Source organism: Bacteroides sp. (genome assembly GCF_030151085.1).
In the GTDB taxonomy this organism is placed as follows: Bacteria; Bacteroidota; Bacteroidia; order Bacteroidales; family Bacteroidaceae; genus Bacteroides.
Genome location: NZ_JASLER010000027.1, coordinates 25,230 through 39,942, shown reverse-complemented (window position 1 = coordinate 39,942; position 14,713 = coordinate 25,230). Strand labels below are relative to the sequence as shown.

At 41.7% G+C, this 14,713-nt stretch carries 12 protein-coding genes; 5 read left to right on the top strand and 7 right to left on the bottom strand.

Annotated elements, in window-relative coordinates; translation table 11 throughout:
- Positions 1 to 3: 3 nt before the first annotated feature.
- The 4 genes from purE to rpoN all read right to left on the bottom strand — a co-directional run bounded on the left by purE (position 4) and on the right by rpoN (position 3,241).
- Positions 4 to 513 carry a 5-(carboxyamino)imidazole ribonucleotide mutase gene (gene purE / locus Q1W14_RS05070; protein ID WP_300699705.1) on the bottom strand — a complete coding sequence of 170 codons (510 nt, stop codon included), beginning with the start codon at positions 511 to 513 and terminating at the stop codon, positions 4 to 6.
- Positions 514 to 587: 74 nt separating this feature from the next.
- Entirely contained in the window at positions 588 to 968 is a 381-nt protein-coding gene (gcvH, locus tag Q1W14_RS05065) for a glycine cleavage system protein GcvH (RefSeq protein WP_300699704.1), read from the bottom strand.
- Positions 969 to 1,048: 80 nt separating this feature from the next.
- Positions 1,049 to 1,717, bottom strand: a complete 669-nt coding sequence (locus Q1W14_RS05060) for a hypothetical protein (RefSeq protein WP_300699703.1) — start codon at positions 1,715 to 1,717, stop codon at positions 1,049 to 1,051.
- 33 nt (positions 1,718 to 1,750) lie between these two features.
- A complete protein-coding gene (gene rpoN / locus Q1W14_RS05055; RefSeq protein ID WP_300699702.1) occupies positions 1,751 to 3,241 on the bottom strand; it encodes an RNA polymerase factor sigma-54 in 1,491 nt (496 codons plus the stop codon).
- A gap of 133 nt (positions 3,242 to 3,374) precedes the next feature.
- Between rpoN and Q1W14_RS05050 the strand changes: the two genes are divergently transcribed.
- Positions 3,375 to 4,748: an aminopeptidase P family protein gene (locus tag Q1W14_RS05050; protein WP_300699701.1), complete on the top strand. Its 1,374-nt coding sequence runs from the start codon at positions 3,375 to 3,377 to the stop codon at positions 4,746 to 4,748.
- Between the two features lie 86 nt (positions 4,749 to 4,834).
- On the opposite strand, the gene Q1W14_RS05045 is transcribed toward Q1W14_RS05050, so the two are convergent.
- A complete protein-coding gene (locus tag Q1W14_RS05045; RefSeq protein ID WP_300699700.1) occupies positions 4,835 to 6,340 on the bottom strand; it encodes a HAMP domain-containing sensor histidine kinase in 1,506 nt (501 codons plus the stop codon).
- A gap of 96 nt (positions 6,341 to 6,436) precedes the next feature.
- Positions 6,437 to 8,110 carry a nucleoside kinase gene (locus Q1W14_RS05040; protein WP_300699699.1) on the bottom strand — a complete coding sequence of 558 codons (1,674 nt, stop codon included), beginning with the start codon at positions 8,108 to 8,110 and terminating at the stop codon, positions 6,437 to 6,439.
- Positions 8,111 to 8,193: 83 nt separating this feature from the next.
- Between Q1W14_RS05040 and Q1W14_RS05035 the strand changes: the two genes are divergently transcribed.
- Positions 8,194 to 9,891, top strand: coding sequence for a Na/Pi cotransporter family protein (locus Q1W14_RS05035; RefSeq protein WP_300699698.1), 1,698 nt, complete (start codon positions 8,194 to 8,196; stop codon positions 9,889 to 9,891).
- Here the strand turns inward: Q1W14_RS05035 and rd are convergent.
- The gene (rd, locus tag Q1W14_RS05030) at positions 9,888 to 10,049 is read right to left on the bottom strand and encodes a rubredoxin (protein WP_300699697.1); all 162 of its coding nucleotides are present in this window, start codon (positions 10,047 to 10,049) and stop codon (positions 9,888 to 9,890) included. The two genes, Q1W14_RS05035 and rd, sit on opposite strands and share 4 nt — an antisense overlap.
- A 114-nt stretch (positions 10,050 to 10,163) precedes the next feature.
- Between rd and Q1W14_RS05025 the strand changes: the two genes are divergently transcribed.
- From Q1W14_RS05025 to Q1W14_RS05015, 3 genes are all read left to right on the top strand, one after another.
- Positions 10,164 to 11,285 (top strand): ATP-binding protein, encoded by a 1,122-nt coding sequence (locus tag Q1W14_RS05025; RefSeq protein WP_300699696.1) that lies wholly within the window; start codon positions 10,164 to 10,166, stop codon positions 11,283 to 11,285.
- Positions 11,286 to 11,384: 99 nt separating this feature from the next.
- Complete coding sequence (locus tag Q1W14_RS05020; RefSeq protein WP_300699695.1) at positions 11,385 to 14,069, top strand: calcium-translocating P-type ATPase, PMCA-type; 2,685 nt, start codon at positions 11,385 to 11,387, stop codon at positions 14,067 to 14,069.
- 5 nt (positions 14,070 to 14,074) lie between these two features.
- Complete coding sequence (locus tag Q1W14_RS05015; protein ID WP_300699694.1) at positions 14,075 to 14,692, top strand: HAD family phosphatase; 618 nt, start codon at positions 14,075 to 14,077, stop codon at positions 14,690 to 14,692.
- The last annotated feature ends 21 nt before the right edge of the window (positions 14,693 to 14,713 follow it).

Below are 14,713 nucleotides of genomic sequence, written 5' to 3'. Positions count from 1 at the left end.
GTTTTAATTAGTTTTATACTCGTACTTCACCTCTTTCAGTTCCTCATTTGCCTTGACGATTTTTTTCTTCAAACCTTCTTTATAGGCGGCAAAGGTTTCTGCTAGTGAAGCATCGCTCAATGCTAGCATTTGTACGGCAAGAATGGCGGCATTCATGGCACCATTAATAGCAACGGTTGCTACGGGTATGCCCGGAGGCATCTGAATGATAGAATAAAGTGCATCAACGCCATCGAGTACAGAACCTTTAACGGGAACACCGATAACAGGAAGTGTAGTGTTGGCTGCGATAACACCCGGTAATGCAGCAGCCATACCAGCAGCAGCAATAATCACTTTAATGCCGCGTTGGCGGGCATTCTTTGCAAAATCTTCTACAGCTTCCGGAGTGCGGTGTGCCGAGAGGGCGTTCATTTCGAACGGTACATGTAAATCATTAAGTAGCTGTGCAGCCTTCTCCATAACAGGAAGGTCAGAGGTGCTACCCATGATGATGCTAACAATTGGAGACATATTATTTAGTTATTAGGGTTTAGTGATTAGTTTGTCATATCGCTATGAGCCAACTAATCACTAATCATTAATCATTAACCATTAATCAGTGCTTTGTAGGCTTCGGCATCCAACAGGTTGTCGAGGTCTGAAGCTGCATCCGGTTTCATTTTAATGAGCCAGCCTTCGCCATACGGATCTTTGTTTACTAATTCCGGTTGGTCGGCAAGAGCTTCGTTTTGCTCCAGAATTTCTCCTGCTACAGGCAAGAAAAGGTCTGAAATGGTTTTTACTACTTCAATGGTACCAAACACTTCGTCAGCAGCTAATGTTTCGCCTTCTGCCTGAATATCGACAAATACGATATCACCTAACTGTTCTTGTGCGTAATCGGTAATACCTACATAAGCTACATCACCTTCCAGGCGAATCCATTCATGTTCTTTCGTGTACTTTACATCTTTTGGAAAATTCATAATCTTTAGTTTTAAGAGGTTAATACTATTTCAAATATAAAATTGAGAATTAAAAAGGAATGGACTGTTCTGTGTCTGATTTAAAAGAGAAAGACACGGAACAGCATGTTACTTAATGGGTGGAGTACCAGTAACGAACAGATAAGTCCTACGGTAAATCCTCCCATAACTTCACCTAATGTATGGTGTTGCAAGATGATGCGGGCGGTACCCAGCACTCCTGCCACCAGTATAAAAAGGCATAACCACCCTACGGGATTATAACCATACAATGCACTGAAAGCTACCAGTCCTCCTACTACGGCTCCGGCTCCCGCCATGTGTTCACTGAGTTTCCATTTTAAGTTGACAATGACACATATAACCATCATTACCAGTGCAGCGAGGATGATACCTGTCATGTACCAAGGTATATTCAGGCGGTGCATCATGAGTAAGCAAAATACGTATGAAGTAATCGTGAGGATGAAAGGAACATATCTCCGCTTTCTTTCAACCAGATCTTTAGGACTGAATCCATTGATTTTGCGGAAGATAAAAATGGTCAGAGTAGGCATCAGAATGGTGAAGCAATAAACTACTCCTAGCACAATCAGCTTGTATTGCAGGGGCATGATGCGCAAGTAGGAAAATATAAACAGGATGACAAAAGCCAGAAAAGGTATGGAAAACGGCGTGAATATCGCCGAGATCACCTGTGCTGTCCTGATTAATGTCTTATCTGCTATGATATGTTGTTCTTCAACCATCTAAGTCTATTTACAATTTAGTTATTTACAATCTCACCTTCTCAGTCTTGCTACCGGAATATTCATCTGCTGACGATATTTGGCTACTGTGCGACGAGCAATCGGGTACCCTTTTTCTTTCAGTAGCTCGGTAAGCTCATCATCGGTTAAAGGTTTCTTTTTATCTTCGTTATCGATACACTCTTTCAATATCTTGCGGATTTCGCGTACAGACATTTCTTCGCCATCTTCGGTAGTATAACCGTCGTTGAAGAAGTATTTCAATGAGAAAATACCATAATTAGTCTGTACATATTTACTGTTGCTGACGCGGGAGATGGTGGAAATATCCAGTCCGGTACGTTCGGCAACATCTTTCAGAATCATGGGGCGCAACAACGATTCGTCTCCTTCGAGGAAGAACGGACGTTGCAGGTCGATGATGGCTTGCATGGTAGTCATCAATGTATTCTGACGTTGCTTAACAGCGTCGATGAATCCTTGGGCAGCATCCATTTTTTGTTTGAGGAACATCATAGCCTCTTTGGACTCTTTAGATTGGTTCGCCCTGTTCTTGGTGTGTTCTTCTACCATCTCGTTGAAATCGCGGCTCATGCGCAATTCAGGTACGTTACGGTTATTCAACGCCAGGTTGATGGTGCCATCGTCGTAGGTATCTACAATGAAATCGGGGATGATTTGCTGCATGTTTTTGCCGATGGTTTCTCCTAAAGATGCACCGGGGCGTGGGTTTAGCTTGACAATCTCCTTGATGGCTTGTTCAAAAGCATCTTCTTCCAATCCGAGCTTTTGTTGTATCTTATCCCAGTGCTTGCGGGTAAACTCTTCGTAGCATTCCGAAATAATAGCTTCTTCTATATATAATAAAGGATTGGGGGTGAAATTCTGTTGCTCTATCTTGCGACGTATCTGTATGAGGAGACATTCTTGCAGGTTACGCGCGCCTAATCCGGCAGGATCAAAATCTTGAATGATTTTCAGCGCATCCTCCAATTCCTGAGGGGTAGCTTCAATACCGGCATAAATGGCTAGTTCGTCACTGATGTTATCCAAAGATTTGCGCAACAAACCGTCATCATCCAGTGAGCCGATAAGATATTCGGCTAGTTCACACTGGTGCTCTGTCAAGTCGCGTTCACCTAATTGCTCTTTCAGGGTTTCGTAGAAAGAAGTAACGTCAGAAAAAGGTATTTCTTCGGCTTGTTCACCTTTGCTGCGGTTGTTCTCCTGTAATTTATAATCGGGGATATCGTCTTCGGTCAGATAGTCGCTCAAAGAATCGTAATCGGTGTTTCCACCATCTTCCAGACCGGTATCAGCATCGGAGGCGTCGGAATATTCTTCGTTGGGAGATTCTTCTCTACCTTCTTCGAGTGCCGGATTTTCTAAAAGTTCGGCACGGACGCGATCTTCCAGCTCCACTGCGGGAAGTTCCAGTAGCTTTACTACCAGAATCTGCTGTGGCGATAGCGTTTGAATCTGTTGCTGCGCCTGCGTCTGTACCTGTCGGGAACCTTGTGCCATACTTTAAAATTAAGAATTACAACAATGCTTTTCGAATTCTTTCTGCAAAAATAGTGAATAGTTCGGGAAAGCGAAATCTTCTTCTGTATTATTTCCTATCTTTGTTGACAATCAATTTAAAAAACAAAGCGTCATGTTTGCTAAAGAAACGTATGTACAGCGAAGAGCCCAGCTGAAAAAGATCATGGGCTCAGGAGTGTTATTATTCCTGGGTAACGACGAACAAGGATTGCATTACGAAGACAATACTTTCCGTTATCGTCAGGATTCCACTTTCCTCTATTATTTCGGGTTGTCATTTGCCGGACTTTCGGCTATTATTGACATAGACGAAGATAAGGATATTATTTTTGGTGATGAGTTGACTATCGACCACATCGTGTGGATGGGTACGCAACCTACTCTGAAAGAAAAAAGTGAGCGAGTGGGTATTGCCGAAACCCGTCCCTATGGAGAAGTCGTGAATTATCTGCATAAAGCCATACAAAATGGGCGTACAGTACATTATCTTCCTCCTTATCGAGCCGAACACAAACTGAAGTTGATGGATTGGTTGGGCATTCCGCCTGCACGTCAGGAAGGTTCTGTTCCGTTTATCCGCGCGGTAGTAGCACAGCGTAGCTATAAATCGGCAGAAGAAATCGTTGAGATAGAAAAGGCTTGTGATGTAACAGCTGATATGCATATCACCGCCATGAAAGTGATTCGTCCGGAAATGTACGAATACGAAGTGGTTGCTGAGATGAACCGCATAGCCGAGATGAATAATTGCCAGCTTTCATTTGCTACCATTGCTACTATCAATGGTCAGACACTGCATAACCATTATCACGGTAACAAGGTGAAGTCGGGTGATTTGTTCCTGATTGATGCCGGAGCAGAAATAGAGTTGGGATATGCAGGCGATATGTCATCTACCGTTCCCGCTGACAAAACATTTACTTCGAAACAACGTGCAGTTTACGAAATACAAAATGCTATGCACCTGGCTGCTGTCAATGCGCTTCGTCCCGGCATTCCTTATATGGAAGTGTACGAACTGACTGCCCGCACATTGGTTGAAGGCATGAAGGGGCTTGGTTTGATGAAAGGAAATGCTGATGATGCTGTGCGCGAAGGTGCGCATGCGTTGTTCTATCCTCACGGCTTGGGACATATGATGGGGCTCGATGTACATGATATGGAAAACTTAGGTGAAATATGGGTAGGTTATAATGGACAACCCAAGAGCACACAATTCGGTCGTAAGTCACAGCGCCTTGCCATCCCATTGGAACCGGGCTTTGTACTGACTGTTGAACCGGGCGTGTATTTCATCCCCGAATTGATGGATAAGTGGCAGGCTGAAAAGAAATTCATGGATTTCGTCAATTATGATAAGTTAAAGGAATACCGCACTTTCGGTGGTATCCGCAATGAAGAAGATTATCTGATTACTGCTGACGGTGCCCGTCGCCTGGGTAAGAAGATTCCATTGACTCCGGAAGAGGTGGAAGCGCTACGCTAATTCCTGACCGGATTTGTTTAACAATAAAAAAGTGGTGATAAGGTATCTTTCCTTATCACCACTTTTTTTATATCTATGTTTGACTTTTATGCGTGGAGTTCCAGTACAAATCGTGCTCCCTTATTATAGCTGCTGTCTAGTGTCAGCGAACCGTTCATCTTGGTAGCTATCAGAGAGCAGATGGGCAGTCCTAGACCATCACCTTGCGTCAGGTCTTTCACTTCGGTGAAGGGTTTGAAGATGTCTTCGCGTTGTTCTTCGGGGATACCGCAGCCGGTATCACTAACTATAAACTGATGCGTGTGTGCACCACGTTTCTTGAAGTCCAACCAAATCTTGCCTCCGGCAGGAGTGTATTCGGCAGCATTTTCTAATAAATGCAATAAGATACGTTCCAGTTGTTCCGGGTTGATTTTGACATTCAACTTAGGAGCATTTACAGCAACGGTAACATCTTCTTGTGTCTTCCCTTTTATCTTATCCATGATGCTCTCGCAGAAAGTCGATATGTTCTTTTCCTGCATTTCGTATGGTTCGGACAATGTATTTTCGAGTTCAGACAATTCTTGTATATGGGTGGAGAAGGTGTGCAATGCCTGTACGCCGGGCAACGAAGGATCTAAGGTATCCAACGTCGGCTCCATCTGTGAGGAGATGTTCTGAATGAATTTGGTCTTTAGTTCATTGTGCTCATTAGCAATTTGGATAGCTTTTTTCTGCTTACGGGTCAGAACAATGAAGCGCAGTAATACGATGGCACCCAATACTAAAGCTACGGCAAGAATGGCAGCCAGTACACAAAGTCCGATAATGATGTATTGCTTGGAGCTAAGTGAGCTGTCTTTTTCCTGAACAACCGTCAGAGTTTCATCATATTTACGTTTCAAGACATTTAGTTCATCCTGGGCGGTGAGTGCTTTTACCGAGTCGGTCCATACAATGAACTTATCGTAAGTACGTGCCACTAAAGGAGCATTGTTTGCTTTGCGGGCAATGTCAATAAGTGTTTTATAGCATTCGTTTACTTTGGAATAGTTCTTTTGTTCTTTGTACTGGCCTATCAGCTTGTTGATAGAGGCGTCACCTTGTGCGTTTAGTCCAAAGGTGTAGTAATAGTTTGCTTGGGTATAAAGCAGGTCATTGTTTAACGAATCGTTGCGTGAAGCTTTAGCTGTTTCTTCCAATCGGGTTAACTGCTCTTTGGCACGTGCGGGATTCTTTAGGTTGATATACATTTGTAAACGTTCCTTGTTGATACGGAACTTTAAATCGGGTAAGGCTTTGCCTTCTTTTTGTTCGCCGGTTTCCACTACTTGTTCGGCACTACGCAACAATTCGAAGGCTTCTTTGTAATAATTTTCCCGATGATATAAGGCACTGGCGTTAATACCGCAATCTACAGCTTTGTCATATTTGTCTTGAGAAGAAAAGGCATTAAAGGCTTGAAGATAGAGATAGCGAGCCTTGATATATTCTTTCTTTGCAAGGTTTTCTTGAGCCTGTTTCATTAACTCATCAGCGCGGTTCTGTGCTTGTGACTGACTATAAAAGCATAAAGTAATTAAGAAAAGTACAGCAATTATCTTTTTCATTTTGTAAAATCGTTTGTTTGTTACAAAGGTAATATAAAAATAGTGATTAGTGGTTAGTGATATGTTTGTTTTTTCACTAACCACTAATCACTATTTTTAGTACTTGAAGCTACTGCCTCCTAAAAATTCTCTTAACAAGGAGGTTGGTGGAATCTCTTTATCCTGTACCGGGGTGAAGTATTTTATAAACTTCATGAGTCGGTAAGCTTCGGCATATTCCGGGCAATTACGTGGTACACTGGTTAGTATCGGTTCGGCATGGCAACGGAGCACGGCAAACTCGAATAAAAGAGCGGAGTTGAACATGACGTCGGCATTTTCCTGATAGGGGAAAATCCATTTGTCTTCGCCCGCCCGTACACTAGGCCAACGGGATATTGTTTCCTGAGCGGAATATCCACGATAGTTGAAGTCACGGATGATGCGGCGTAGCAAACGGTTATCTGTTGTGGGTATCCAGTTGTGATCGTCCAAGGAGATGGTAGTCAGTGCTGATACATAAATCTTATATTTGCTCTCGGCAGGAATCTGCGGTGTCAGTTCGGGGTTGAGGGCGTGAATTCCTTCCAAAATGAGGATCATATGCTCATCGATACGCAATTTGTCGCCTTTATATTCTTTTTTTCCAAGGCTGAAGTTGAAGCGTGGAAGTTCTACTTCTTCTCCTCGAAGCAAAGCTTGAAGTTGTGCGTTGAAAAGCTTGAGGTCGAGAGCATAAAGTGATTCGTAGTCATAATTCCCGTTCTCGTCAAGTGGCGTTTCTTCACGGTCTACGAAATAGTTATCTAAAGAAATGGGGTATGGACGCAGTCCGTTAGTCATCAATTGAACGGAAAGGCGCTTGCTGAATGTTGTTTTTCCGGAAGAGGAAGGACCTGATATAAGTACTAGCTTAACACGATTTCCATTTTCACCGCGATGATATATGTCATCAGCAATCTGTGCGATCTTTTTTTCTTGCAGAGCTTCGGCTACATTAATAAGGTCAGTGGCATGGCCCGTTTCACAAGCAAGGTTGAAATCACCTACATTACTGAGTCCCATGATGTAATTCCAACGCAGATGTTCTTTGAAGACATCGAGCATCTTTTCTTGTTTTACAACTTCTTCCAGTACGTTAGGATTCTCTTTATTAGGAATGCGTAGTAACAAACCATCGTAATACTTCACAATGTCGAATAGTTTGATGAAACCGGTACTAGGCAATAAGTTACCATAATAATAATCTACGGTATCGCCTAATGTATAATAATAGGTATAGAGTGAACCTGAAGTCTCTAATAGTTTCACCTTGTCATTCATACCTCTCTCGCTGAAGATACGTACTGCCTCGGCGGTGTGGCATTCAATGCGGTGATAGGTTATATCTTCGGCAATAATCTCTTGCATCCGTTTTTTGATTGCAGCTACATCTTCTAGTTCAATGGGGCGTCCGATACGCAGGTTACAGAAATAACCTTTGGATACAGGATGTTCTACGAATAACTTCCCTTCCGGAAAAATCTCATTGATGGCTTTATACAGTACGAAGCAAAGTGAACGGACATAAGTGCGCATTCCCGACGAATCGCATACATCAAGGAACTCTACATCTTTATTATTATATACTCGGAAATTTAATCCTTCAGAGCGATTATTAACCTTTGCACTGACTACTTGATAGGGAAAATTAAGATTAAAACCGTAATAAATATCCAAAAGTGAACTTCCAATAGGGAATTCTTTATAAATATTATTATTTTTGCAACAAATTTGTAACATGTGTTTCATGACGTCACTACTTTATATGATTGATACGTTAAATATAGAGTATAATAACAGATGGAACAAAGAAACCCTTTAATTAATTAAAGATGGAATATTCTTTTTATGATTTTTTAAAGTTACTCGGTTCGTTGGCTTTATTCCTGTACGGTATGAAGATTATGAGTGAGGGACTTCAAAAATTTGCCGGAGACCGGTTGCGGAGAATTCTTACCGCAATGACTACTAATCGGGTGACCGGTGTACTAACGGGCGTGTTGATTACAGCATTAGTCCAATCATCATCAGCGACAACTGTAATGGTTGTGAGTTTTGTAAACGCCGGACTATTGACCCTTTCGCAATCCATAGGTGTCATTATGGGAGCCAATATCGGTACTACCGTTACAGCATGGATTATTTCCGCCTTAGGTTTCAAGGTCGACATTGCCGCTTTCGCCCTTCCCCTTCTTGCCTTCGGCATTCCTCTTCTCTTCTCTCAAAAAAGTAATCGTAAGTCTGTCGGTGAGTTTATTTTCGGTTTTGCATTCCTTTTCATGGGGTTATCCTATTTGAAGAACAATGCTCCCGACCTGAGCCAGAACCCTGATATGCTGGCTTTTGTACAGGACTACACCGACATGGGCTATATCTCCATTCTGCTTTTTGTACTTATCGGTACCGTACTGACCATGATTGTGCAAGCTTCAGCGGCTACTATGGCTATCACCCTCATTATGTGTGCCAACGGATGGATTAGTTTTGAATTGGGTGCAGCGTTAGTGTTGGGTGAAAACATAGGTACTACTATTACCGCAAATCTGGCGGCGCTAACGGGTAATACGCAGGCTAGGAGGGCTGCTTTGGCTCACTTGGTGTTCAATGTATTTGGTGTTATATGGGTATTATGTTTATTTGTTCCATTTACTAACGGAGTATCTTGGTTTGTGGAAAATGTAATGGGGACTACTGATCCTGCCGTGGCTGTTTCTTTCAAGCTTTCAGCATTCCATACCTGTTTTAATATCTGTAATGTCTTGATATTAATATGGTTTGTGAATCTTATAGAACGAACGGTTTGTGCGATTATTCCACTGAAAGAACAAGATGAGGAATATCGTTTGCGTTATATCTCCGGTGGTATGCTTTCTACTGCTGAACTTTCTATTTTGCAGGCCAGTAAAGAAATTCATCTGTTTGCTGAGCGTACCCACCGTATGTTTGGTATGGTACAGGACTTGCTGCATACCGATAAGGATGATGACTTTAATAAATTGTTCAGCCGGGTAGAGAAATACGAAAATATCAGTGACAGTATGGAGCTGGAGATTGCCAATTATTTGAATCAAGTGTCAGAAGGGCGTTTGAGTTCGGAAAGTAAGTTACAGATACGTGCGATGCTTCGTGAAGTAACTGAGATAGAAAGTATTGGCGATAGCTGTTATAATCTGGCACGTACCATTAATCGCAAGCGTCAGACTAATCAAGACTTCACCGAAAAACAGTATGAGCATATTCATTTTATGATGAAATTGACGGATGATGCGTTAGCGCAAATGATTGTAGTGGTAGAGCGTACCGAACATCAAAGTGTTGACGTAAATAAGTCGTTCAATATTGAAAATGAAATAAACAATTATCGTAATCAGTTGAAGAATCAGAATATTCTGGACGTAAACAATAAAGAGTATGACTACCAAATGGGTGTCTACTATATGGATATAATTGTGGAGTGTGAAAAACTGGGTGACTATATAGTAAATGTAGTAGAAGCCAGTAGTGATATAAAAGAGAAGAAAGCGTCTTAGGACGCTTTCTCAAATTCTTCTTTTCCTACTCCGCATAAGGGGCATACCCAATCGGCGGGGATATCTTCAAAAGCTGTTCCGGGTTCAATACCGCTATCGGGATCACCCTTTTCTGGGTCATAAATGTAGTCACAAACAGTGCAAATGTACTTTTCCATAATTACTTTTATTTGAGTTTATTCTCTAATAATAACGAATAACCCCCGTGTTTTGTTTGATTCTTGAATAAAAAAAGTTACTTTTGCTTCTAAAATATTAAATGCGACACTCTTATGCAGATGACAAACGAACTGTTTAGGGCAATAATGCGAAATATTCATGCTTATGTTTTGTTAATTGACCGAGACTTTATAGTATTTCATACAAACTATTACGATATAACAGGAGCATTAAAACCTGCTGAACCTCAAAAAGTAGGTGATTTGTTGCGTTGCGCCAATGCTCTATCTGCTGTGGGAGGTTGTGGAACCCATGAATTCTGTGGAAGTTGTCCTGTGCGAAATGCGATAGAAAATACATATCGTACACATCAAAATTTTGTGGATTTGGAAGCTGTGCTGAATGTGAGGGATGCTGCCGGTAATCTAACGGAATGTAATACTTATATTTCAGGTGAATTCATGGAAATAGAGGGCTGTGATAGTATGGTTATTACTGTGCATGATATCACCCGCCTGAAACATGTAGAGGCTGAATTAAACCAAGCACGCAACAAAGCAGAAAATGCAGATCGTTCCAAGTCTGCTTTTTTGGCAAATATGAGTCATGAGATCAGGACTCCATTAAACGCGATTGTAGGTTTCTCCGAATTATTAGCTTCTGCATCGAGTGAAGAAGAAAAAACACAATTCCTTGAGATTGTCCAAAGTAATAATGCATTGTTGCAACAATTGATAGCTGATATTTTGGATCTATCGAAGATTGAAGCAGGTACTTTGGATTTTGTCTTTTCGGATGTGGATATTAATCAGGTTATGTCTGATTTGGAGCAGCAATTCCGAATGAGAGTTGCAGAACAAGGCTTAGGAATAGAAATTATTCGTGAAACTCCTGAATCGGGATATACGTTGCATACAGATAGAAACCGTTTAGCTCAGGTAGTTGCCAATTTCATGACAAACGCGATGAAATTTACTTCTAATGGAAGCATAACTTTAGGGTATAGAATTAATGAAAATGACCTTTACTTCTTTGTAAAAGATACTGGAAGTGGAGTTCCCAAGGAGAAACAAGGACAGATTTTCGAACGCTTTGTAAAACTGCAAAATGAGAAGCAGGGTACTGGATTGGGACTATCTATCTGCCAGACTATTATTCGTAAATTAAATGGCGAAATAGGTTTGGATTCAGAAGAAGGTAAAGGCTCTACATTTTGGTTTGTTTTGCCTAAATAATACTGGTTAGAAAATCATTACTTAAAAAAAAATAATAACACAGCTTATCCCGATATATTGTTGTATTTTTGCAATCCCAAATTAAACATAAAGACTTGCATGACTGCATCAAAGGATGATTATTATCATATCGGGCTTACCGATGAAGAGGTACTTAAAAGTCGCCTTGAACATGGTGTGAATTTACTTACACCTCCTAAGCGCCCCTCCTTGTGGAAATTATATTTGGAAAAATTTGAAGACCCGGTAGTCAGAGTACTATTGGTAGCTGCTTTCTTTTCCTTAGTTATCTCTGTAATAGAGAATGAGTATGCCGAGACAATCGGTATTATCGCCGCCATTTTATTGGCTACCGGTATCGGCTTTTACTTTGAATATGATGCCGCTAAGAAATTCGACCTGCTGAATGCGGTGAACGAAGAAACTTTGGTGAAAGTGATTCGCAACGGACATGTGCAGGAAATTCCCCGTAAAGATGTAGTTGTAGGCGATATTATCGTTCTGGAAACCGGTGAAGAAGTTCCCGCCGACGGTGAACTGATTGAAGCCATCTCCCTGCAAGTGAACGAATCGAATCTGACAGGTGAACCGGTAGTCGCTAAAACTATCTTGGAAGCCGATTTCGATGAAGAAGCCACTTATGCTTCCAACCACATTTTGCGTGGTACCACCGTAGTAGACGGACATGGAACGATGCGTGTAGATGCAGTGGGTGATGCTACTGAAATTGGTAAAGTAGCCCGTCAAAGTACGGAACAGACTACGGAACCTACTCCACTGAATATACAATTGACCAAACTTGCCAATCTTATCGGAAAGATCGGGTTTACAGTAGCCGGACTGGCTTTTGTCATCTTCTTTACGAAAGATGTACTGTTGGCTTACAATTTCTCTTCATTCCAAACTCTTCAAGATTGGTTGCCGGCTCTGCAAGCTACTTTGCAGTACTTTATGATGGCGGTTACCCTGATTGTGGTAGCTGTTCCCGAAGGTTTGCCGATGAGCGTCACGCTTAGTTTGGCATTGAACATGCGCCGCATGCTTTCTACTAATAATCTGGTTCGTAAGATGCACGCCTGTGAAACGATGGGTGCGATTACAGTGATTTGTACAGATAAGACGGGTACATTGACCCAGAACCTGATGCAGGTATATGAGCCTAACTTCTACGGACTGAAAAATAAAGGCGAAATAGGAGAGGATGATCTTAGCAAGCTGGTAATGGAAGGCATTAGTGCTAACTCTACAGCTTTCCTGGAAGAAACTGCACCGGGCGAGAAGCCGAAAGGAGTGGGTAATCCTACTGAAGTTGCTTTACTTTTATGGCTGAACAGTCAAGGTAAGAATTACCTGGCTTTGCGTGAAAGTGCTAAGATTATTGACCAGTTGACATTCTCTACTGAACGGAAATTTATGGCAACCTTGGTGGAATCTCCATTGATAGGGAAAAAGATTCTGTACGTAAAGGGTGCTCCTGAAATAGTATTGGGCAAGTGCAAGGAAGTTGTACTGGATGGAAAGCGGGTAGATGCAAATGAATATCGTTCTACCGTTGAAGCTCAATTGCTCAATTATCAGAATATGGCAATGCGTACGCTTGGTTTTGCATTCAAGATAGTCGATGATGCGGAGAATGCTGATTGTGTATCGTTGGTTGCTGAGGATGATTTGACTTTCTTAGGTGTAGTAGCAATTAGTGATCCGATCCGTTCGGATGTACCAGCTGCCGTTGCCAAATGCCAGTCGGCAGGTATCGGAGTGAAGATTGTAACGGGTGATACTCCGGGTACTGCCACCGAAATAGCCCGTCAGATAGGTTTATGGAAGCCGGAAGATACGGATCGTAACCGTATTACAGGTGCTGCTTTTGCCGAACTTACCGATGAAGAAGTACTGGAACGTGTGATGGATCTGAAGATTATGTCGCGTGCACGTCCTACAGATAAGCAACGTTTAGTACAATTGCTACAGCAGAAAGGTGCCGTAGTGGCCGTTACAGGTGATGGAACAAACGATGCTCCTGCTTTGAATCACGCTCAGGTAGGTCTTTCAATGGGAACAGGTACTTCGGTGGCTAAAGAAGCCAGTGATATTACTTTACTTGACGACTCTTTCAACAGCATCGGTACTGCCGTGATGTGGGGACGTTCTTTATATAAGAATATTCAGCGCTTTATTATATTCCAGCTGACTATTAATTTTGTGGCACTGTTCATCGTATTGTTGGGCTCTATAGTGGGTACCGAACTTCCGCTGACCGTAACGCAAATGTTGTGGGTGAACTTGATTATGGATACCTTTGCTGCATTGGCTTTGGCTTCTATTCCGCCCAGTGAAAGTGTTATGAAAGAAAAGCCGCGTAAGAGTACCGACTTTATTATAACCAAGCCCATGCGAAACTATATATTAAGTATGGGTATCATATTCCTCGCATTGCTTATGGGTATGCTCTTCTGGTTCAATAATGCAGAAGGCGGTATGACGACCCAACGTCTGACTATCTTCTTTACCTTCTTTGTAATGCTTCAATTCTGGAATCTCTTTAACGCCCGTGTATTTGGAACTAACGATTCAGCATTCAAGGGACTATCCAAATCGTATGGCATGGAATTGATTGTACTTGCCATCTTAGGCGGACAAATATTGATTGTTCAGTTTGGTGGAGCTGTGTTCCGTACCGAACCACTTGATTTTACAACTTGGATAACGATTATAGCTTCTACCTCACTTGTTTTATGGGTGGGTGAACTTATCCGTCTTATCCGACGTTTAACACAGAAATAAGAGTAATGAAAAGAAAAGGAATAAAAAACCTTATTATTGATTTTGGCGGAGTTCTGATAGACTTGGATCGTCAACGTTGTATTGAGAACTTCAAGAAGTTAGGTTTACCGAATGTGGAAGTCATGCTGGATTTATATCACCAGCAGGACTTCTTCCACAATTATGAAAAAGGATTGATAAGCAGTGACGAATTCCGCAGTATACTTCGTGAAAAGATAGATAAGCCGGTCACTGATGCCCAAATAAATGAAGCCTGGAATAGTTTTCTACTAAGTATTCCTGAATATAAATTGGATTTGTTGTTGAGATTGCGTAAGGATTATGTGGTTTATCTACTGAGCAATACCAACGATCTCCATTGGCAATGGTCACTTCAACATGTATTTCCTTATAAGACTTTCCGGGCGGAAGATTACTTTGAACACATTTACCTCTCTTATGAGATGAAAATGGCTAAGCCGGATGTGGAAATCTTCCAAAAGGTACTGGACGATACCGGCATTAATCCTAAAGAAACGCTTTTCATTGATGATTCTGAAGCGAATTGCCGTACAGCGGAAACTTTAGGTATCTCTACCTATACTCCAAAAGCCGGTGAGGACTGGAGCCCTCTTTTTAAGTGATTTATTATCAATTTTCAACTA

Coding starts and splice junctions, on each gene's coding strand:
- Q1W14_RS05050 (WP_300699701.1), top strand. CDS start 3,375: ATGTTTGCTAAAGAAACGTATGTACAGCGAAGAGCCCAGCTGAAAAAG.
- Q1W14_RS05045 (WP_300699700.1), bottom strand. CDS start 6,340: ATGAAAAAGATAATTGCTGTACTTTTCTTAATTACTTTATGCTTTTAT.
- rpoN (WP_300699702.1), bottom strand. CDS start 3,241: ATGGCACAAGGTTCCCGACAGGTACAGACGCAGGCGCAGCAACAGATT.
- Q1W14_RS05060 (WP_300699703.1), bottom strand. CDS start 1,717: ATGGTTGAAGAACAACATATCATAGCAGATAAGACATTAATCAGGACA.
- purE (WP_300699705.1), bottom strand. CDS start 513: ATGTCTCCAATTGTTAGCATCATCATGGGTAGCACCTCTGACCTTCCT.
- gcvH (WP_300699704.1), bottom strand. CDS start 968: ATGAATTTTCCAAAAGATGTAAAGTACACGAAAGAACATGAATGGATT.
- Q1W14_RS05020 (WP_300699695.1), top strand. CDS start 11,385: ATGACTGCATCAAAGGATGATTATTATCATATCGGGCTTACCGATGAA.
- Q1W14_RS05040 (WP_300699699.1), bottom strand. CDS start 8,110: ATGAAACACATGTTACAAATTTGTTGCAAAAATAATAATATTTATAAA.
- Q1W14_RS05015 (WP_300699694.1), top strand. CDS start 14,075: ATGAAAAGAAAAGGAATAAAAAACCTTATTATTGATTTTGGCGGAGTT.
- Q1W14_RS05025 (WP_300699696.1), top strand. CDS start 10,164: ATGCAGATGACAAACGAACTGTTTAGGGCAATAATGCGAAATATTCAT.
- rd (WP_300699697.1), bottom strand. CDS start 10,049: ATGGAAAAGTACATTTGCACTGTTTGTGACTACATTTATGACCCAGAA.
- Q1W14_RS05035 (WP_300699698.1), top strand. CDS start 8,194: ATGGAATATTCTTTTTATGATTTTTTAAAGTTACTCGGTTCGTTGGCT.